The 19,403-nt window shown below is 71.9% G+C and carries 21 protein-coding genes; 6 read left to right on the top strand and 15 right to left on the bottom strand.

What is annotated here, in order from left to right:
• The 9 genes from AB0G02_RS12585 to AB0G02_RS12545 all read right to left on the bottom strand — a co-directional run.
• The coding region (locus AB0G02_RS12585) for a PPE domain-containing protein (RefSeq protein ID WP_360793066.1) at nt 1–1,112 on the bottom strand (1,112 nt) is incomplete at its 3' end.
• Between the two features lie 10 nt (nt 1,113–1,122).
• Nucleotides 1,123–1,716: a DUF3558 domain-containing protein gene (locus AB0G02_RS12580; RefSeq protein ID WP_360793064.1), complete on the bottom strand. Its 594-nt coding sequence runs from the start codon at nt 1,714–1,716 to the stop codon at nt 1,123–1,125.
• Complete coding sequence (locus tag AB0G02_RS12575) at nt 1,713–2,018, bottom strand: PE domain-containing protein (RefSeq protein WP_360793062.1); 306 nt, start codon at nt 2,016–2,018, stop codon at nt 1,713–1,715. The genes AB0G02_RS12580 and AB0G02_RS12575 overlap by 4 nt, the downstream gene beginning before the upstream one ends.
• Before the next feature lie 498 nt (nt 2,019–2,516).
• Nucleotides 2,517–2,900, bottom strand: coding sequence for an HNH endonuclease (locus AB0G02_RS12570; protein ID WP_360793060.1), 384 nt, complete (start codon nt 2,898–2,900; stop codon nt 2,517–2,519).
• A gap of 62 nt (nt 2,901–2,962) precedes the next feature.
• Nucleotides 2,963–3,541 (bottom strand): choice-of-anchor C family protein, encoded by a 579-nt coding sequence (locus AB0G02_RS12565; RefSeq protein ID WP_360793058.1) that lies wholly within the window; start codon nt 3,539–3,541, stop codon nt 2,963–2,965.
• 169 nt (nt 3,542–3,710) lie between these two features.
• The gene (locus AB0G02_RS12560) at nt 3,711–5,822 is read right to left on the bottom strand and encodes a 3-hydroxyacyl-CoA dehydrogenase NAD-binding domain-containing protein (RefSeq protein WP_360793056.1); all 2,112 of its coding nucleotides are present in this window, start codon (nt 5,820–5,822) and stop codon (nt 3,711–3,713) included.
• Nucleotides 5,819–7,039, bottom strand: coding sequence for an acetyl-CoA C-acyltransferase (locus AB0G02_RS12555; RefSeq protein WP_360793054.1), 1,221 nt, complete (start codon nt 7,037–7,039; stop codon nt 5,819–5,821). Before AB0G02_RS12555 ends, AB0G02_RS12560 begins: the two co-directional genes overlap by 4 nt.
• A gap of 83 nt (nt 7,040–7,122) precedes the next feature.
• The gene (locus AB0G02_RS12550; protein WP_360793052.1) at nt 7,123–7,572 is read right to left on the bottom strand and encodes an ABA4-like family protein; all 450 of its coding nucleotides are present in this window, start codon (nt 7,570–7,572) and stop codon (nt 7,123–7,125) included.
• Nucleotides 7,569–8,459, bottom strand: a complete 891-nt coding sequence (locus AB0G02_RS12545) for a hypothetical protein (protein ID WP_360793050.1) — start codon at nt 8,457–8,459, stop codon at nt 7,569–7,571. Before AB0G02_RS12545 ends, AB0G02_RS12550 begins: the two co-directional genes overlap by 4 nt.
• A gap of 92 nt (nt 8,460–8,551) precedes the next feature.
• Here AB0G02_RS12545 and AB0G02_RS12540 point away from each other — a divergent pair, with 92 nt between their 5' ends.
• Nucleotides 8,552–9,196 carry a MerR family transcriptional regulator gene (locus AB0G02_RS12540; RefSeq protein ID WP_360793048.1) on the top strand — a complete coding sequence of 215 codons (645 nt, stop codon included), beginning with the start codon at nt 8,552–8,554 and terminating at the stop codon, nt 9,194–9,196.
• Nucleotides 9,197–9,377: 181 nt separating this feature from the next.
• Here the strand turns inward: AB0G02_RS12540 and AB0G02_RS12535 are convergent, their stop codons facing one another.
• Both AB0G02_RS12535 and AB0G02_RS12530 read right to left on the bottom strand, forming a co-directional pair.
• Nucleotides 9,378–10,628, bottom strand: a complete 1,251-nt coding sequence (locus AB0G02_RS12535; RefSeq protein WP_360793046.1) for a ribonuclease D — start codon at nt 10,626–10,628, stop codon at nt 9,378–9,380.
• Nucleotides 10,629–10,695: 67 nt separating this feature from the next.
• A complete protein-coding gene (locus AB0G02_RS12530; protein ID WP_181320591.1) occupies nt 10,696–11,349 on the bottom strand; it encodes a response regulator transcription factor in 654 nt (217 codons plus the stop codon).
• A 317-nt stretch (nt 11,350–11,666) separates the two neighbouring features.
• On the opposite strand from AB0G02_RS12530, the gene AB0G02_RS12525 reads away from it, so the two are divergent.
• Entirely contained in the window at nt 11,667–12,830 is a 1,164-nt protein-coding gene (locus AB0G02_RS12525; RefSeq protein WP_360793044.1) for a dipeptidase, read from the top strand.
• Between the two features lie 489 nt (nt 12,831–13,319).
• On the opposite strand, the gene AB0G02_RS12520 is transcribed toward AB0G02_RS12525, so the two are convergent.
• Nucleotides 13,320–13,856, bottom strand: a complete 537-nt coding sequence (locus AB0G02_RS12520) for a DUF3000 domain-containing protein (protein WP_360793042.1) — start codon at nt 13,854–13,856, stop codon at nt 13,320–13,322.
• A gap of 96 nt (nt 13,857–13,952) precedes the next feature.
• On the opposite strand from AB0G02_RS12520, the gene hemE reads away from it, so the two are divergent.
• Genes hemE through hemQ form a run of 3 tightly spaced genes read left to right on the top strand, consistent with a single transcriptional unit; the run spans nt 13,953 to nt 17,154 of the window.
• On the top strand, nt 13,953–15,017 hold the full coding sequence (hemE, locus tag AB0G02_RS12515; RefSeq protein ID WP_360793040.1) for a uroporphyrinogen decarboxylase: 1,065 nt from the start codon (nt 13,953–13,955) through the stop codon (nt 15,015–15,017).
• Nucleotides 15,014–16,474, top strand: coding sequence for a protoporphyrinogen oxidase (gene hemG / locus AB0G02_RS12510; protein ID WP_360793038.1), 1,461 nt, complete (start codon nt 15,014–15,016; stop codon nt 16,472–16,474). Before hemE ends, hemG begins: the two co-directional genes overlap by 4 nt.
• Complete coding sequence (gene hemQ / locus AB0G02_RS12505; RefSeq protein ID WP_360793036.1) at nt 16,462–17,154, top strand: hydrogen peroxide-dependent heme synthase; 693 nt, start codon at nt 16,462–16,464, stop codon at nt 17,152–17,154. The genes hemG and hemQ overlap by 13 nt, the downstream gene beginning before the upstream one ends.
• On the opposite strand, the gene AB0G02_RS12500 is transcribed toward hemQ, so the two are convergent.
• From AB0G02_RS12500 to AB0G02_RS12490, 3 genes are read right to left on the bottom strand one after another with little or no spacing between them, the layout of a single operon-like run.
• Entirely contained in the window at nt 17,138–17,737 is a 600-nt protein-coding gene (locus AB0G02_RS12500; RefSeq protein ID WP_360793034.1) for a hypothetical protein, read from the bottom strand. The genes hemQ and AB0G02_RS12500 overlap by 17 nt on opposite strands.
• A complete protein-coding gene (locus AB0G02_RS12495) occupies nt 17,737–18,558 on the bottom strand; it encodes a WXG100 family type VII secretion target (protein ID WP_360793032.1) in 822 nt (273 codons plus the stop codon). The genes AB0G02_RS12500 and AB0G02_RS12495 overlap by 1 nt, the downstream gene beginning before the upstream one ends.
• The gene (locus tag AB0G02_RS12490) at nt 18,555–18,905 is read right to left on the bottom strand and encodes a hypothetical protein (RefSeq protein ID WP_360793030.1); all 351 of its coding nucleotides are present in this window, start codon (nt 18,903–18,905) and stop codon (nt 18,555–18,557) included. Before AB0G02_RS12490 ends, AB0G02_RS12495 begins: the two co-directional genes overlap by 4 nt.
• Before the next feature lie 127 nt (nt 18,906–19,032).
• Between AB0G02_RS12490 and AB0G02_RS12485 the strand changes: the two genes are divergently transcribed.
• Nucleotides 19,033–19,403: YbaB/EbfC family nucleoid-associated protein (locus tag AB0G02_RS12485; RefSeq protein ID WP_360793028.1), on the top strand; the 371-nt coding region annotated here is incomplete at its 3' end.

Here is a 19,403-nt window from a genome sequence, read left to right as displayed (position 1 = left end):
GGTGCCGTGGTCGGGCGGTTCGGCTGGGTGTCGTTGCCGATGCCGGTCGAACCACCGGGGCGGGGTGCGGGGGTGGCGGGGTTGCCGCCCGGCGGGAACCGGTTCATTCCGCCTGCGCCCACCCCTCCGCCCGCGCGTCCGCCCGCGCCTCCTCCGAAACCGCGTGGCACGCCACCCCTTGCGGCCTTGCCGGGGCTGCCGGGCACGCCCGCGGAGGAGCTCGTCGGGTAGGAGGGCCGGGTGGTGAGCGGCACGCCGACCGGTGCGCCGGCCGGGGGAGCGGGCGCGTGCGAGGACGTGGTGACCGTGCCGGGGGTCGGACGGGATGAGGGCTCCTGCGGCGTCCCGACCGCGGACGTGCCGGTCCGGTCGACGTCACGCGACCCGGTCACGGCGGGATCCCCGGGCTCGACGTAGCCGGGTTCGACGTAGCCGGGTTCGCCACGCTCGGACGTCGTGCGCTGCGACGGGGTGATCCGCACCTGTCGTACCTCGCTCCGCTCGGCGGCGGGTTCGACCACCTGCGCGGTGACCGACGGCGGCGGCACGAACTCGCCCAGCGAGTCCACCGCTGCGGACGCCCGGTCGCGGTAGCCGTTCATCACGGCGACGGCCATCCGCTTGGCCTCCTGCGCCCGCTGCTCCTGGAGGTCCTGGTCGGTCTGACCGCCGACGAGGTGCGTGAACCCGGCGGGGACGCCCCAGAAGTCGTCGTTGGCGGTCGAGGTGACCTCCACCGGCTCCGGCATGCTGCCCTTCGCGTCCACATAGGACAGCGCTTGCGACTCCAACGACGCGCGGGTGACGATCGCGGCGGTGCGGGCGTCCTCGGTCCACTGCACCAAGGGCGCGTTGCCGCCGGTGAACCGTTCCCCGGCCGAGCCCTGCCACACCGCGCCCGACTCGCGGATCGCCGCCTCCAGCTCGGTGCGGGCGGCCTTCATCACGTCGAGGAACTTGCTCCAGGCGTCGTCCGCGGTCTGGGCCGCCGGGTAGCCGGGGCCTCCGTGGATCTTCTCGTACAGCTGCCGGTGCGACTGCGCGTCGAAGTTGTGGTTCCCGATGTTCCCGTCCGTCCGACGTCTGCCTAAGTGGTGCTCCCAGGTCGCCATTGCCGCCCCCTCACTTCAGCAGGTTCTCCATCGCCGCCTCCGCCAGCTTCCGCGCCCCGTCGCAGGGCGCGGGGAAGCGGTCCTCGTACGTGGGCAGCACCGAGAAGGTCGCGGCCAGGTACTGCCCCTCGGCGGTGTCCACCATCACGTCGCAGCGGCCTTCGTCGTTCGGCAGGGTCACCGTGATGGCCGGGAAGTCCAGCACCGGGTCGGTCGCCGCCGCCCTGCCTGCCCGCTTGCCGTCCGTCCACGCGGAGATGCCCTCGACGGTCACGGGAACGAGGTGGCTGCTGGCTCCGATGACCGTCCACGAGCAGCCCTTGGTCCGGTAGAAGTCGCTGTCCACGACCCTCCCCGCCTTGTCGATCCGCAACGCGGGCAGTTGCCCATCGGTCAGCAGGCCGCACGGTTCCGCGCCGCGCAGCTGGATCTCGCGCGGGCGCTTCGGAGGTGAGGCCGAGGTCGTGGACGGTGACGTTCCCGGGAACGCGCCCGCGCCGCTCTCCGGGTGCGGGGTGCCGGCGGTGGTGGTGCAGCCGGCGAGGAGCGCGACGACCGCCACCGCGCAGAGGGCCGGGCGGATCTCCGCTATTCGAGGCCTCATCGGTCGGCAACCCCGTGGAGCTTGCGGATCATCTCGGTGTTGCCGTCCTCGACGAGGCCGTAGGTCCGCGCCGCCGCGAGGAGCTGCTCGATGTTGGCGTCCAGTTCGACGAGGAACCTCTCGGTGACGTCGAGAGCGCCCGCCGAATGGTCGGTGAACACGCCGGCGGCATCGCCGGAAACCTCGTCATCGGCCAGTGGTCGCCCGCGGAGGGAGTCCCCCTGGGCCTGCAGGAAATCCGACACGGAGTCGCGCACGCCCTCGTAGGTCGCTATCAGGTCCAGCACCTTCTCAGGTTCCACTTGCATGCTCATCGTCGACGGCGACGCAGGTGGTACTGCTGGTCCTCCGAGGCTCTGATACGGCATGGCGCCCTTCCCCCCTCATGAGAATGGCTCGCAGACGCGTTCAGGATGTGACTGTGCGTAGAAGGTTCCCACGTCCGGCAGCTCGATGGTCCGCACTTAGCGCATGCCACCCTTATTAGCTCGAGTGGTTACGCGCTGTTCGGGAATTCACCCGTGCGAAGCACTCACTAATGGGCGATAGTGGCGTGCCGATTGCTGCCGTACAGACCAGCGTTACGCCATTCGAGCTGCTGGGGGGCGGTACAGGGCATACTCCGCGTGTGATCGAGTGTCTTGTCGGACGTATTCGATCTTGCGAAACAGCGTCTCGGCGGAGTGAACCGTCAACTGTGAGGGACCATGGGTCACGGGTGGAATTCCGGCGACTTGGCGCACGCCTGTTCGAGAATCCGATCAGTATTCCACCTGATCGGTTCTATTTCGAGTGGGCGCCTAATCGATGTTGTCCACCCGGCGGAGCTGGGAGGCCAGGTAGCGGCGGGCTCGGCGTTGACCTCCGCGGACGGCGATGGCGTCCGCCAGCGAGGTCAGGACCCTGGTGACGCGGGCGCGGTCGGGGTGCCAGCCGCGGCGTTCGCACTCGGCCAGCCAGTCGGTCGGGGAGAGGTGACCCCGTTCGCGGTTGCAGCGGCGGCACGCGGCGACCTCGTTCTCCTGCCACGACGGACCGCCCTTGACCTTGGGGACCAGGTGGTCGGTGGTCGGGGTGACCTGGCCGGTGAACGGGCGGCGGCACCACGTGCAGTCGTCGCCGTCGCGGAGGATGGCCTCGACGAGACGGGCCGCGCGGTCGCGGGCGGTGGTGGGGTCCGGCATCGACACCAGGGAAGCACCGAACGGGAGCCGTCGCACGCCGGCCCGAGGCCGAGGGTCAGGGGTCAGGGGCAGACGATGCCGTCGCAGGTGGTCACCCGGACGTCGTCGATGACAGGCCCGTATCCACTGCCGGTCGCGCTGGCGAACGTCAACGGCGTCACCAGCCTCACCGACCTGAACGACACCTCGCGCTGCACGTAACCCATGTCCGCCAGGGTCTTGCCGGTGGTGTCGAACGAGAACTCCCCGACCACCTGCCCGTCGGCCAGCACCCGGAGCGTCTTCACCGCCGGCCCGCCCGCCGGGTTGCCCGCCAGCGCGAAGCGGACGCGGACCTTCCACGCCAGCCCGGTGACGACCTGCTGCGTGACCGCGCCGAACCCCAAGCCGCCTTCCAGGTCCAGCGACTGGGCGCCCTCGGCCGTCTGCCAGAACCCTGCGCCGGACAGGTCGACGTCGTTGGCCGTCACGGTCCACGCGCCCAGGGTCGAGCCGGTGGGGAACCGCTGGAAGCCGCCGGCGGGCGCGGTGGGCGACTCGAAACCGCCGTTGGCCGCCGCGGCGCCCGCGAGCGGCGTGACGGTGACGGTCGTCAGCGCCGCCGCCACCAGGCACAGCGCGATCCGGAGCCCGTAACGCATGGGACCACCTTCCGCTCGGAGGACGACCGCGGCCGATCTTCGACCGTAAACCGGAGTTCGCCGCACCCGTCCGCACAACGGCGGATGACCACGCCCCGCAACGACGTCACGCCCGGCCGCACGAGGCGACCGGGCGTGACGCGTGGAACGGGTGGAGCGGCGGAACGGATCAGGCGGGGACGGAGGCGACGCCGGGCGCGAGGAAGCGCTTGCCGGTCACCTTCTCCGAGATGCCCGAGCGGTCCAGGTACGGGGTGATGCCACCCAGCCAGAACGGCCAGCCGGCGCCCAGGATCATGCACAGGTCGATGTCCTGCGCCTCCGCGACCACGCCCTCGTCGAGCATGATCCGGATCTCCTCCGCCATGGCCTCCAACGCGCGCGCGAAGACCTCGTCACCGGTGAGCGGCTTGTCGCCGAACTGCCACAGCGCCTGCACCTCTGGGTCGACGGTCTGCTTGCCCGTCGAGTCCCACTGGTACACGGCGGTCTTGCCGGCCTTCACGAACGCCTTCATGTTGTCCGAGACGCCGAACCGGTCGGGGAACGCGCCGTGCATCGTCCCGGCCACGTGCAGCGCCACGGCGGGCCCGACGAGCTGCAGCAGCACGAGCGGCGACATGGGCAGGCCCAGCGGCTCGGTGGCCTTGTCCGCCACCTCGAACGGCGTGCCCTCGTCGATGGACTTCACGACCTCGCCCATGAACCGGGTCAGCAGGCGGTTCACCACGAACGCCGGCGCGTCCTTCACCAGCACCGACGACTTCTTCAGCTGCTTGCCCACCGCGAACGCGGTCGCCAGCGTCGCGTCGTCGGTCTGCCCGGCGCGCACGATCTCCAGCAGCGGCATGACCGCGACCGGGTTGAAGAAGTGGAAGCCGACGACCCGCTCGGGGTGCTTCAGGCCGGACGCCATGTCGGTGATCGACAGCGACGACGTGTTGGTCGCGAGCACGGCCTCGGGCGAGACGAACTCCTCGACCTCCGCGAACACCTTCTGCTTCACGCCCAGGTCCTCGAACACGGCCTCGATGACGAAGTCCGCGTCGGAGAACGCCGCCTTGTCCAGCGACCCCGTGACGAGCGCCTTGAGCCGGTTCGCCTTGTCCGGCGACACGCGCTTCTTCGCCAGCAGCTTGTCGACCTCGGAGTGCACGTACCCGACGCCCTTGTCCACGCGCTCCTGGTCGATGTCGGTGAGCACCACCGGCACCTCCAGCCGCCGCGCGAACAGCAGCGCCATCTGCGAGGCCATCAGGCCCGCGCCGACGACGCCGACCTTGGTGACCTTGCGCGCCAACGACTTGTCCGGTGCGCCCGCCGGCCGCTTGGCCCGCTTCTGCACCAGGTTGAACGAGTACAGCCCGGCCCGCAGCTCGTCGCTCATCACGACGTCCGCCAGCGCCTCGGTCTCCGCCGCGTAGCCGCGGTCGAGGTCGTTCTCCCGCGCCAGCTCCAGCAGCTCCAACGCCTTCAGCGCACCCGGCGCCGCGCCCTTGGTCCGGCCTTCGACGATGGCCCGCGCCCGCGCCACCGCCGCGTCCCAGCCCTCACCGCGGTCGATCTCGCGCCGGGCGGGCACGACATCGCCGCGCACCACCGAGGACAGCCACAGCAGCGACTGCTCCAGGTAGTCCGCCGAGTCGAACAGCACGTCCGCGATGCCCAGGTCCAGCGCCTGCTTCGGGTTGAGCATCTTGTTCTGGTTCAACGCGTTCTCGAAGATCACGGTGACCGCGTCGTTCGCGCCGATCAGGTTCGGCAGCAGCTGCGTGCCGCCCCAGCCGGGGAACAGGCCGAGGAACACCTCGGGCAGCGCGATGGCCGCCGCGTTGGACGCCAGCGTCCGGTAGTGGCACGACAGCGCCAGCTCCAGGCCGCCGCCCATCACCGCGCCGTTGACGAACGCGAAGGTCGGCACGGTCGACTCGGTGAACTTGCGGAACACGTCGTGGCCGAGCTGACCGATGGCGACGGCCTGCGAGCGCTCCGAAGCGCCCTCCACGGCGGTCAGGTCCGCGCCCACGGCGAACACGAACGGCTTGCCGGTGACCGCGATGGCGGCCGGCGAGGCAGCCGCGGCCTCGTCGAACGCCGCGCTCAGGCTCACCAGCGACTGCGGGCCGAACGTGGACGGCCGGGTGTGGTCGTGGCCGTTGTCGATCGTGATGAGGGCGACCTGGCCGGCCAGCCCCGGCACGGACAGGAACCGGGTGCGGGCGTGGGTCACGACCTCGTCGGGGAAGAGGGCCTTCGCCTCGTCAGCGGTCAACGCGGTCACTTGCCTTCTCCGTTCCAGTGGGGGTTCTCCCAGATCACGGTGCCGCCCATGCCGATGCCGATGCACATGGTGGTGATGCCGTAGCGCACGTCGGGGCGCTCGGCGAACTGCCGCGACAGCTGGGTCATCAGCCGCACGCCGGAGGACGCGAGCGGGTGGCCGACGGCGATCGCGCCGCCCCACTGGTTGACCCGCGGGTCGTCGTCTGCGATGCCGAAGTGGTCGAGGAAGGCGAGCACCTGCACGGCGAACGCCTCGTTGATCTCGAACAGGCCGATGTCGTCGATGGTCAGGCCGGCGCGCTTGAGCGCCTTCTCGGTGGCGGGCACCGGGCCGACGCCCATGACCTCGGGCTCGACGCCCATGAACGAGTAGCCCACCAGGCGCATGCCGACCGGCAGGCCCAGCTCGCGGGCGGTCTCCTCCTCGGCCAGGATGCAGCCGGTCGCGCCGTCGTTCAGGCCGGCCGCGTTGCCCGCGGTGACCCGGCCGTGCGGGCGGAACGGCGTCTTCAGCTTGGCGAGGTCCTCGACCGTCGTGCCGGGGCGGGGCGGCTCGTCCACGGTGGCCAGGCCCCAGCCGTTCTCGGCGGACCTGGTCGCGACCGGCACCAGCTCCGGGCCGATCTTGCCGTTCTTCACCGCGTCGGCGTACTTGGCCTGCGACGCCGCCGCGAACGCGTCCGCGCGGTCCTTGGTGATGTGCGGGAACCGGTCGTGCAGGTTCTCCGCCGTCGAACCCATGACGAGCGCCGACGGGTCCACGATCTTGTCGGACAGGAACCGCGGGTTCGGGTCGACGCCCTCGCCCATCGGGTGACGGCCCATGTGCTCGACGCCGCCCGCGATGACGACGTCGTACGCGCCGAACGCGATGCCGCTGGCCGACGTCGTCACGGCCGTCATCGCGCCCGCGCACATCCGGTCGATCGCGTAGCCGGGCACCGACTTCGGCAGGCCGGCGAGCAGCGCCGCGGTCCGGCCGATGGTCAGGCCCTGGTCACCGATCTGCGTGGTGGCGGCGATGGCCACCTCGTCGACCCGCTCCGGCGGCAGCTCGGGGTGGCGGCGCAGCAGCTCGCGGATCACCTTGACGACCAGGTCGTCGGCACGGGTCTCCGCGAAGATTCCCTTGGGGCCGGCCTTGCCGAACGGCGTGCGCACGCCGTCCACGAAGACCACGTTCCGAACGCGTGCCGGCGCTACTGGTGCGGCCACGGCGTCTCCTCCGCTTGTGATGACGGTTCACCCGAGCGGTCGGGCGCGACTCCTACCGATCGGTAACACAACTCTAGCCCCTGTTACTGACCGGTAACCACCGTGGTCGCCCTGTCGGGTCGGTCACAGGCCGCGCGGATGGCCAGGAACAGCCCGAACCCGAACGGGGACACGACGATCGTGAGCACCAGCAGCGGCCCCATGAGCAGCGGGTGCAGCCCCAAGCGGCGGCCCTCCCGGTGCATCCACGCGCCGATCAGCAGGTCCCACGCGATCACCTGCGCCCAGACCGCCGAGGCGCCCCAGGCGGTGGCCAGGAACTCCCTCAACGTGCCCAGGTCCGGACTGCTCATCGTCGCCCACAGCTGCGGCAGGTGCGCGGCGACCAGGACCGCATACACGACCAGGGGTGGCACCGCGATCAACGGCGACGACACCACCCGCGCGGTCACCGACGACGCCGGCGCGAAGATCATCAGGCCCCAGAACGGCACGGTGAGCCAGAACGTGAGCTGGAACAGGAACCCGGTCATGCCGCCACCCTCTCCTTCTCGGTCCCGCGCAGGGTCCGGGCGACCACCGCGGCGGTCCACGTGACCACGGCGAGCGCGCCCAGCGCGGTGGGCAGGTCCGGGCGCAGCGGCGCCTGGCCGCGCAGCGCCTGCCACGTGACCAACGCCATCAGGCCCGCGTAGCCGATCGCAAGGCCCCACGAGAGCTTCGGGGTCGCGCGCCGGCCGAACAGCGCCACCAGCAGCGGGAGCACCTGCAGGGCGTGCAGGCCGACGAAGTGCGGGACGCGCAGGTCGCCCGCCGCGGTGTTCCAGCCGGTCAACGCCATCTCCGGACCGCCGTCGGGTGCCCCGACGCTGTGCGCGCCCACGACCCCCGCGTCGTCGTCCTGCCCCGGCGCGGGTGACGTCATCAGGAAGCCGAGGCCGAGGCCGACCAGCGACAGCAGCAGGCCGAGCCTGATCGACAGGCCCGCGGCGCGGTCGGTGAACCGGGACAGGGCCAGCACGACCGCGATCACCGCGTGCATCGCCCACAGCGTCACGATGGTGACGGCCATGAGCTGCCACAGCTGCCCGTCCAGCGGCGTGGCGACGTTGAAGTGGCTTCGCCTGCCGCGCAGCACCTGGCCGACGATGACGGCCATCTCGGCGGTGCCGGCGACCGCGACGACCGTGCCGGCCCACCAGCCGGCCCGGCGCCACCGGGTCGTGCGGGTGAGCATCCAGGCCAGCGTGACGCCGTAGAGGCCGAGGGAGACGGCGAACTTGAACGGCTTGAACCAGATCGGTGACCCGACCAGAATGCGGTCGTCGATGATCAGCCCGCCCAGCGACACGACCGTCAGGGCGGCCATGAGCAGGGAGAACAGCATCAGCGGTGGATGCGTGCGCAGGAAGCGGGCCACGGGCGACTCCTAAGGATGGATAGCAGCACTTTCTACTATCAGATAGCTAGAGTATCCATATCGAGGACCGTCCTGGGAAGGGGCACGTGCCCGTGCGCATCGCAGAGTTGAGCCGTCGCAGCGGCGTGCCCGTGCCGACGATCAAGTACTACCTGCGGGAAGGCCTGCTCCCGGCCGGCGAGCTGACCAGCCCCAACCAGGCCCGCTACTCGGAGGGCCACCTGCACCGGCTGCGACTCGTACGCGCGGTGGTCGAGGTGGGCGGGCTGTCGATCGCGGCCGTGCGGGAGGTGCTCGGCGCGTTGGACGACCCGGAGAAGTCCCTGCACAAGGCCATGGGCACGATCTCGGCCGCGGTGGCGCCGCCGGACCTCGGCGGCGACGACGAGGTGGCGCACGAGCAGGCGCGGGCGTTCGTGGAGCGGCAGGGGTGGGTGTACCGGCCGAAGTCGTACGCGTACCGGGCGCTGGTGGGCGTGCTGGCGACGGCCCGTGAGGTGGGGCACGAGCGGTTCGCGGAGACGTTGGACGGGCTGGCGCGCGCCGCGCGGCCGTTGGCCGAGGCCGACCTGGAGTACGTGCGGGGCGCGGAGACCGAGGACGAGGCGCTGGAGGGCGTCGTCGTGGGGACCGTGCTGGGTGACGCGGCCATGGCGGCCGTGCGCGCGATCGCCCGCCGTGAGCTGTCCGGGCAGCGCGCCACCGAGGACGACCCCTGCCCGCCCCCGGACGCCTGACCGGACCCCTACCGCCCGCGTGTCCTACACCCAGACCGCCCGTGTCCTACGTCCAGACCGCGAGAGTCCTACGTCCAGAACACCCGAGTTGAACGCTCAGAGCAGTCGATCTTGCCCTGGGCGTTCAACTCGGGGTGCGCGAACGTAGGACACGCGCGTTCCGGACGTAGGACACGCGGGGTCAGGGTGCGGGGGTCGGCGGGGTCAGGGCCTCGGAGAGAGCGGTCGCGGTCAGGGCGATCTGCCAGTCGCGGGCACCACCGTCGCGCAGCGCCGCAGCCACGCCTTCCGGTGACACGTCCGCCGGCGGCTGCCAGCACGTGCGGCGCACGAGGTCGGGCAGCAGCAGGTTCTCCACCGGCAGGGTGTTCGCCTCGGCAACGGCCGCCAAAGCGGTCCGTGCGGCCGCCAGACGGGCTGCGGCGGCCGGGTCCTTGTCCGCCCACCGGTTCGCCGGTGGCGGGCCGTCGTGCTGCTGTGAGGGCTCCGGGAGCTCGTTGCGGGGCAGTGCGGCGGCACGTTGCAACGCGCCCAGCCACACGCCGACCATGCGGCGCTGCGCCCGGCCGCGGAACACCGGCAGCGCGGACAACGCCGCCTCGTCCGCCGGAGCGCGCACCGCGGCGTCGACCAGTGCCGCGTCGGGCAGCACCCGACCCGGCGCGATGTCGCGCTCACGGGCCAGCGCGTCCCGCGCCTCCCACAACGCCCGCACCGCGGCCAGCTGCCGCGGACTGCGGATCCGGTGGATGCCCGACGTGCGGCGCCACGGCTCCGCGCGCGGACGCGGCAGGGGTGCCGTGCGGGCCGCCTCGAACTCCTCGAGCGCCCACTCCAGCTTGCCCTGTCGCTTGAGCTCCTGTTCGAGCACGTCACGCAGCTCGACCAGCAGTTCGACGTCGAGGGCGGCGTAGTTCAGCCAGTCGGCGGGAAGGGGCCGGCGCGACCAGTCGGCCGCACCGTGCCCCTTCTCCAACCTGTAGCCCAACAACCGCTCGACGAGCGTGCCCAGCGCCACCCGCTCGAACCCGGCCAGCCTGCCCGCCAGCTCGGTGTCGAACAACGTGCTCGGACGCAGGCCGAGTTCGGCGAGGCACGGCAGGTCTTGCGACGCCGCGTGCAACACCCACTCGGTCCCGTCCAGCGCGTCGACCAGCGGATCGAGCCGACCGCCCAGGGCGATCGGGTCGACCAGCACGGTCCCGGCGCCTTCCCGGCGCAGTTGCACCAGGTAAGCGCGTTGCGAGTAGCGGTATCCCGAGGCTCGCTCGGTGTCCACCGCAACCGGACCCGTCGCTCCGGCGAGCGCATCAGCGGCACGCCGGAGCGACGGTGCGTCGGCGACGACAGGCGGAACACCGTCAGCGGGTTCCACCAGCGGCACCGGATCAGCACCGGTTGGTTCGGTTGGCTCGTCGGAGGGTACGTCCACGGCGGAAGACCCTACGACGAACGCACCACTCGCGGGTGTGTTCGGCCGGTTCAGTGTGCCGACCTGCTCAGCGGATCACGCCGGCACGCATGGCCAGCGCGACCATCTGAGCCCGATCCCCGGTGCCCAGCTTGCGCCCGATCCGCGACAGGTGGCTCTTCACCGTCAGCGCGGAAAGGCTGAGCGCTTCGCCGATCTCCTTGTTGCTCTGGCCATCGGCGACCAGCTGGAGGACCTCGACCTCACGTGCGGAGAGTTCCCGCGGCGTGTTGTCGGTGCCCGGCACCCTCGTGCCCGCGGCGAGCACGGGCGCGACGCTCGGGTCTGCGTAGACGCCGCCGTCGAGGACCCTGCGCACCCCGTCGGTGACCACCATCGGTGAGGCGGACTTCAGCAGGTACGCCTGAGCGCCTGCTTGGAAGGCCGACCTGACCGCGTAGGGGTCGTCGGAGGACGCGAGGACCACGATGCGGGGCCAGCCCTGGGCACGGAGTTCCGTGACCAGGTCGATGCCGGTGCCATCCGGCAGACCCAGATCGAGGATCGCGAGGTCGCACGGTCCGGTGGCGAGTGCCCGCGCCCGAGCCTCCGCAACCGAAGCCGCCTCATGCACTGTCCCGGCTCCCATCTGGGTGAGCCGAGCCGATATCGCCTCCCTCAGCAGTGGGTGGTCGTCGACCACCAGCACTGAAAAAAGCTCCTCCCGCGGGTGCGGGACCATGTTCGCCGGCAACGTGCCGGCTGGCGTGGTACGAACGGCCTGACCTAAGCCGACGGCAGCCACGTCACTACCTCCCTGGAGTCGGTCGTGCCCCCCGACCGGCACCGGGACTTTCGTCCAATCAGCCGCGCCACTGATCGACCGAAAGTGGTGTCGTCTGGGGCAGCGTAGCCGCCCAAGCGGGTCTACGGGACGATCAATCGGGTATCTATCCCGAATGAGTTGTCACTGCTGGCCCCCGTTGTCACACGATCGGCTGACAACTCGATCGGGCACGTAACGCGAGCGGTTCTCACGACGACATCAAGGAGTTGCGGGTGGCGAGCACCACAGGTCGAGGCCGGGCCGAGGAACTGCTGGCGCGCGTGCCCCTCGTCGACGGGCACAACGACCTGCCGTGGGCGCTGCGCGACCTCGCCGACTCGGGGCAATTCGGTGAAAAGTCAACGGGCGGAGACCCGTACTCCACCGTCTCAATCGTCGACCTGACCGAGCGCCAGCCCGCTCTGCAGACCGACCTGGCACGGGCGCGCGACGGCCGCTTGGGGATGCAGTTCTGGTCCGTCTGGGTCCCCTGCCGACTGGCGGGCGACGCAGCCGTCACCGCCGTGCTGGAGCAGGTGGAACTGGTCCACGCCCTCGCCGCGCGCTACCCCGACCACCTGCGCGTCGCGACCACCGCCGACGAGGCCGAACGGGCCTTCCGGGACGGGCGGATAGCCTCCCTGATCGGCGCGGAGGGCGGACACAGCATCAACGGGTCGTTGGGCGTGTTGCACGCGCTGCGCCGGCTGGGTGTGCGGTACATGACGCTCACTCACAACGAGAACACCGAGTGGGCCGACTCGGCCACCGACGAGCCGGTGCACGGCGGGTTGACCGACTTCGGGCGCGACGTGGTGCGGGAGATGAACCGCATCGGCATGCTGGTCGACCTGTCCCACGTGGCGCCGACCACCATGCGGGACGCCCTGGAGGTGACGACCCGGCCGGTCGTGTTCAGCCACTCGTCGTGCCGGGCGGTCGCGGACCACCCCCGCAACGTGCCGGACGACGTGCTGGCGCGGCTCAGGGACAACGACGGGGTGTGCATGGTGACGTTCGTGCCGCACTTCGTGTCGCAGGCGCACGTCGAGTGGGACGCCCGGCTCAAGGCCGCCATGGAGGCGGCGGGGGAGAACCACAACGACCTGGACACCCGGCACCGGTTCGCGGACTCGTGGCGGGACGGCGGCCCCACGCCCCGCGTGACCATGGACGACGTGCTGGCGCACTTGGAGCACGCCCGCGAGGTGGCCGGGATCGACCACATCGGCCTCGGCGGTGACTACGACGGGACGCGCGACCTGCCGGAGGGCATGGAGGACGTCTCCTGCTACCCGGACCTGGTGGGCGCCCTCCTGGACCGCGGGTGGAGCGAGGACGACTGCGCCAAGCTCGCCGGCGGCAACGTCCTGCGCGTGCTGCGGGCCAACGACTGACTCTCTTCGCGCACGGCCGCGCGCGCCCAACCGCGCCCGCGCGTGTGTGAGCAGCCGCCCGTGCGCGCGGCCGCAGGCTCAACTGCGGCTGCGCCTGCGCGTGAGGGACCGCCTGTTCGCGAACAGGCGGCTGTGCGTAAGGGCCGTGTGTGCGTGAGCAGCCGCCGTACGCGAGTAGCTGCCCCTGTGTGGCAGCCGCTCGTGCGTGGACAGCCGCTCGTGCACGAGTAGTCGGCCGCGCGTGGGGAGCTGCGGTGCGCGAGTAGCCGCTCGTGTGCGTGGGCAATCTCGCGTGCGCGAGGAGCCGCAGGTGCGTGAGCAGCCGTTCTTGCGTGAGCAGTCGCCCGTGCGGACAGCCGGGCTTGGACGGCCGGAGCCATGCTCACGCAGGGGTCCTCGCCCAGGGGACCCCTGCTTTGATCTTGCCGGCTCGGACCGGCGAGTGGGGGAGGTCGGGCGCGGCCTGTGGACAAGTCGCGCGACCGCAGGTCAGCGCAGGGTGCTCACGCCCACCGGGGGCAGGCCCACGGCGGTGGCCATCACGTCGAAGAACGCGGTCCCGTGGGCGGCCAGGTCGGCGGTCCGCGCGGTCCAGGAGGCGCGCAGCTCCAGGTCGTCCGTGCGGGCCGGGCCGGCGATGTCGCCGAACCTCGCCGACGACGTCTGGGTGACGGTGCCGCCCAGCGCCAGGAACTCCGCCCCCGACACCTCCAGCGCCTCGACCAGCCACGACCAGCCCACCTCGGGCAGCAGCGGGTCCGCGGCCAGTTCCGCGTCCAGCTCCACCCGCACGTACGCGACCAGCCGGAACACGCCCGACCACGCCTCGACCCCGTCGGGGTCGTGCAGCAGCACCAGCCGTCCGGTGGACAGCTCGTCGGCGGGCCCGGTCACCTCCGCGGTCAACGCGAAGGACCACGGCGCGAGCCGCTGCGGCGGGCGCACCTCGGTCAACTCCAGTTCCGGCCGGGTTCGCACCGACCGGAGCGTCGCCACCGCCCGCTGGAACAGTTCGGGCTCCGTCACACCACGGACTGTAGGCCCCTAAACCTCGGAACGTGAGCGCGGCACGCCGGACCTCGACACGCCGCGCGCCCGGCACGTGGGACGATGGACGGCGAGATGAACGACAACACCGAAGCCCCAGCCGAGACCGGGTCCGAGGCGCCGCTGCTCGTCGCCGCACGCGGAGGCCGGCCGTCGCGCACCCCGGTCTGGTTCATGCGCCAGGCGGGCCGCTCGCTGCCGGAGTACCGCAAGCTGCGCGAGGGCACCGCGATGCTCGACGCCTGCATGGACCCCGCGATGGTCTGCGAGATCACCCTGCAGCCGGTGCGCCGCCACGACGTCGACGGCGCGGTCCTGTTCTCCGACATCGTCGTGCCGCTCAAGGCCGCGGGCATCGACCTGGACATCGTGCCGGGCACCGGTCCGGTGGTCGCGAAGCCGGTCGTGACGCAGGCCGACGTCAACGCCATCCCGGAGCTGCACGAGGAGCAGGTGCGGCCGATCGCGGACGCCATCGCGCTGCTCGACGCCGAGCTGGGCGACGTGCCGCTGATCGGGTTCGCGGGTGCGCCGTTCACCCTCGCCTCCTACCTGGTCGAGGGCGGCCCGAGCAAGAACCACGAGCGCACCAAGGCGCTCATGCACGGCGACCCCGACCTGTGGCACGCGCTGCTGGACCGGCTGGCGGGCATCACCGCCGAGTTCCTGCGGGTGCAGGTGCGCGCGGGCGTGAAGGTGGTGCAGCTGTTCGACTCGTGGGCGGGCGCGCTGTCCGAGCGCGACTACCGCGAGTTCGTCCTGCCGTACTCGGCCCGGGTGCTCGGGAGCGTCACGGGCGTGCCGCGCATCCACTTCGGCGTCGGCACCGGCGAGCTGCTGCCCGCGATGCGGGAGGCGGGCGCGGACGTGGTGGGCGTCGACTGGCGCACGCCGCTGGACGTGGCCGTGCGGCGGCTCGAACAGGCCGCGCCGCACCTGCCCAAGCCCGTCGTGCAGGGCAACCTCGACCCGGCGCTGCTGTTCGCGGGCCTGCCCGCGCTGGAGCGCGAGGTCGTGCGGATCAAGCAGGAGGGCCGCGCCGCCGCCGGGCACATCTTCAACCTCGGCCACGGCGTGCTGCCCGACACGGACCCGGACATGATCACCCGGGCCGTCGAGATGGTGCACCGGGCCGGATGAGCGCGTCGCGGGTGGCGGTGGTCGGCGGCGGGATCTCCGGCCTCGCCGCCGCTCACCGGTTGCGCCGGCTGCTCGGGCCGGACGCGGAGATCACCGTGGTCGAGCAGTCCGACCGGCTCGGCGGCAAGCTGCGCACCGCCGAGGTCGGCGGACGCGCCTACGACGTGGGCGCGGAGGCGTTCCTGCACCGCCGCCCCGAGGCCGTCGGGCTCGTCACCGAACTCGGCCTGACCGACCAGGTGGTCCACCCGGCGAAGGTGCCGGCGAGCATCCACGCCGCCGGCGACACCCGACCCATCCCGGGGTACACCCTCATGGGCGTCCCCGCATCGGCCGACGCCGTGCGCCAGGTGTTGTCGCACGAGGGCCTGCGCCGGGTCGCCGCCGAACCCGACCTGCCGCCGATCCGGCTGGACGGCGCGGACGTGTCCGTGGGCGCGCTGCTGCGCGAGCGGTTCGGGCCCGAGGTGGACGACCGCCTGGTCGGGCCGCTGCTCGGCGGTGTCTACGCGGGCCGCACCGACGTGCTCGGCCTGCGTGCGACCATGCCGCAGCTGGCCACCGCGCTGGACGACGGCGCGGGCTCGCTGCTGGCCGCCGCCGCGACCGCGATCCCCCTGCCACCACCACCGGGCGTCACCCGACCGCCGGTGTTCGGCACGCTCCGCGACGGCCTGTCGACGCTGGTCGACCGGCTCGCGCGGCACGTCGACGTCCGGCTCGGCCTGCCGGTGCGCGCCCTGGTCCGCCTCGACCGCGGCTGGCGGCTGGAGATCGGCTCCGCCGCCGCACCGCGGCACCTGGACGTGGACGGCGTGGTGCTCGCCGTGCCCGCGCCCGCCGCCCGCAAGCTGCTGGCCGACGTCGCGCCCGCCGCGTCCCGCCGCTACGCCGAGGTCGAGCTGGCGTCGATGGCGGTGGTGGCGCTGGCGCTGCCGCCCGGCACCGAGCTGCCCGAGCGGTCCGGGGTGCTGCTGGCCGAGGGGGAGCGGGCGGCCGGGCGTGGCGGGGCACCGGACGGGGTGCCGTTCACCGCCAAGGCGTTCACCTTCTCCAGCCGCAAGTGGGCGCACCCGGCCGGTGAGCCGGTGCTGGTGCGCGGCAGCGTCGGCAGGCACGGCGAGGAGCACCTGCTCCAGCGCGACGACGACGAGCTGGTGGCGGCCGTCCGGCACGACCTGCGCGAGCTGACCGGCGTCACGGCCGAGCCGATCGACGCGGTGGTCACCCGGTGGGGCGGCGGCCTGCTGCAGTACGGCGTCGGTCACCTGGACCTGGTGCGCGGCATCGAGGACGCGGTCACCGAGGTGCCCGGCCTGGCCGTGGCGGGCGCCACGCTGCACGGCGTCGGCATCCCCGCCTGCATCGCGACGGCCGACGCCGCGGCGGCCCGTGTCGCCGCTCACGTCATCGGCCAGGACCATCGAGTGGGAGAATCGGAGCCATGGCCCGCCTGAACTACAACGAGCTCAACGACACCATCCGCTACACCATGTGGTCGGTCTTCCGGGTGGAGCCCGGTCGCCTGCCCGACGACCGCGGCCCGGCCGCGTCCGAGGCGCAGGAGTACCTGGACGGCCTGGAGTCCAAGGGCGTGGTGGTGCGCGGCGTGTACGACGTGGCGGGCCTGCGCGCGGACGCGGACTTCATGATCTGGTGGCACGCCGAGGAGATCGAGCAGGTCCAGCAGGCCTACACCGGGTTCCGCCGCACCGCCGTGGGCCGCGTGTCGACCCCGGTGTGGAGCCAGGTCGCGCTGCACCGGCCCGCCGAGTTCAACCGCAGCCACATCCCGGCGTTCCTGGCCGGCGAGGAAGCCCGCAAGTACGTGTGCGTGTACCCGTTCGTGCGGTCCTACGAGTGGTACCTGCTGCCGGACGAGGACCGCCGCCGCATGCTCGCGGACCACGGCAAGGAGGCTCGGGACTACCCGGACGTGCGGGCGAACACGGTGGCGTCGTTCGCGCTGGGCGACTACGAGTGGATGCTCGCGTTCGAGGCCGACGAGCTGCACCGGATCCTGGACCTGATGCGGCACCTGCGCGGCACCGAGGCGCGGCGCCACGTGCGCGAGGAGACCCCGTTCTACACCGGCACCCGGGTCCCGGCGGCGGAGCTGGTCACGAACCTGCCGTGAGGGCGGCGACGACGCGCTCGGCGTGAGCGCTGCCGACGTGCGCGCCGAACGTGCCGAGCACGATCCACGAGCCGTCGGAGAACACCAGGCCGAACCGTCCCCGCGCGAGCAGCCGGGGACGGCGCCTGGCGGCCACGACGCCGTGGCGCGGCAACGCCCACGTGACGGCCATCCGGTCGTCCCGGTTGGTCAGGGCGACGACCCGCTGCGCGGTCACGGCGAGGAAGCTGTGCCCGGTGAGGACCGCTTCGAGCTGCCTGGCGAGCGAACCCACCGGTCCCTGGCAGGTGCGCCCGCCGATCCAGCTCTCCGGGAACTCGCTCGGCAGGTCCAGCGACGGCGACGCGAACGCCACCCCGCCGACCCCGGCCAGCGCCTTGCCGACCCAGCCCTTCGGCGCGGGCACGGCCCGGTTCACCCGGTCGACGACCCGACCCGCGGGCGTGGTCCAGAAGTCCGGCTCGGCGCCGCCGCGCGCGCCGTAGGCCACGGCGACCGACGTGATGGCGAGCAGCGCCTCACCGGGGGCCAACGCGCGTCGCGCGTCGTCCCCCCACACCTTCAGGTCGTCGACCAGCGGCATCAGTCGTCGGTGGCGTAGTTGTAGATGTCCTTGCCCATGTTGAGCACGCCGCCCGCCGGTCCACCGGGGACGGACTCGCCCAGCACCTTGCCCAGCGGGATGCGCACCGGCGCGGTGTAGATCGACTTGGCGACGCCGAGCGCGATGCCTTCCTTGCTGAACGTGCCCGCGGCCTTCTTCAGCGCCTTGATGGCCTTCAGCCCCTGCTTGTACGCCTTGGCCGCCTCGGCCAGCCTGCGCAGCATCTGCGAGAGCTTCATCAGCAGGTCGGCCAGCTTCTTCACGATCTTGAAGACCTTGCCGAGGGTCGCGGCGGCCTTGGCGGCGGCCGCGGCGGCGCCGGCGGCCAGCGACGCGCCGAAGCTCACCACCGACAGCGCGAGGCTCACCAGCAGGTCGGTCACCAGCATCATGATCAGGTCGATGACGAGGTCGATGATCAGGTTCGCCGACTCGACGCACCCCTTGGCGGCCTCGACCAGCATCCCGGACGTGTCCTGCACGTTCTGGGCGAGCTGCTCGACCTGTTCCTCGATCTCGGTCAGCCGCCCGTTGAACTTGTCCGCCGCCGGGCCCTGCCACACGCCGGTGACGGTCGAGCGGGCGCTCGCCTCGTCGGCCACGATCGCGCGGATGTCGGTGGCGGCCTTCTCCCACGCGTCGGCGGCGCGGATGAGGTCGTCCGGGTCGCCCGCGACCCAGTCGATCGCCTCCAGGAACGGCGTCAGCAGCGGCCTGATGATGCCCTGGACCGGACCGGGGCAGCCGTTGAGGAACGTCTCGATCTTGTTGTTGACCTCGACGGTCGTGCTCGGGCTCATCCGCCCACCTTCGGAATCGTCATGCCCTGCAGGCCTTGTGCGATGTCGGTGAGGATCCCGCCGATTCCGCCGTCCACGCCCTGGTAGTCGTCGACGGTGTCGCGCGCCGATTCGGCGATGTCGCGCATGGCCTCGGCGCATTCCTTGAGATCATTCATCGTCGACGTCACGCGCTCCTCGTAGGACGCGTACACATCGCCGCTGGACGGCATCTTACCGAACGACTCGCGGCCGACCTTCGCGGCCTCCAGAGCCGCCATGACCTCGTCGAACCGGTCGCCCCGGCGAACCGAGGACCCCGCGAACTCCAGGATGCCCTCAAGCCTGACGTCGAACTTCGCCGTCATCGCCCACCTCCCCATACCGACCACTCCGACGGACCCGGTCGCGTCGCGGTTCCCCCGGATCGCGAATTGCGCCGCCGTTCGGTGCACTAGCCTGCGGCAGACAGTAGTACAGCGGATCGAGGGCGCGATGCGAGAAGATCTCGAGCAGAAGCTGGCGCGGATCACCCAGCTCGCCGAGCAGAAGCAGCAGCAGGCCGACGAGCTGCGCGGGCAGCTGGCGGGGCTGCGGGTGACCAGGAAGTCCGGGGACGGGTTGCTGACCGCGACCGTGACGGCGAACGGCCAGCTGGTCGACCTGCGCATCGACGACCGGGCCCTGCGCAACGGTCGGGAGCTGGCGTCGAGCCTGCTGAACCTGGTCTTCCAGGCCTCCGCCGCCGCGTCCCAGCAGGTGCAGGCGCTGGCCGCGCCGCTGCTGGAGGACAGCTCGATCGACCCGGCCCAGCTGGGCCTGGGCCCGACGCCGCCGGTGGTGCAGACCGCGCCGGGCGCTCCGGG

Origin of the sequence: Actinosynnema sp. NPDC023658 (assembly GCF_040639995.1) — a bacterium.
Lineage (GTDB): Bacteria > Actinomycetota > Actinomycetes > Mycobacteriales > Pseudonocardiaceae > Actinosynnema.
The sequence above is the reverse complement of the archived record's forward strand: the minus strand, read 5'-3'. Positions and strand labels throughout refer to the sequence as shown.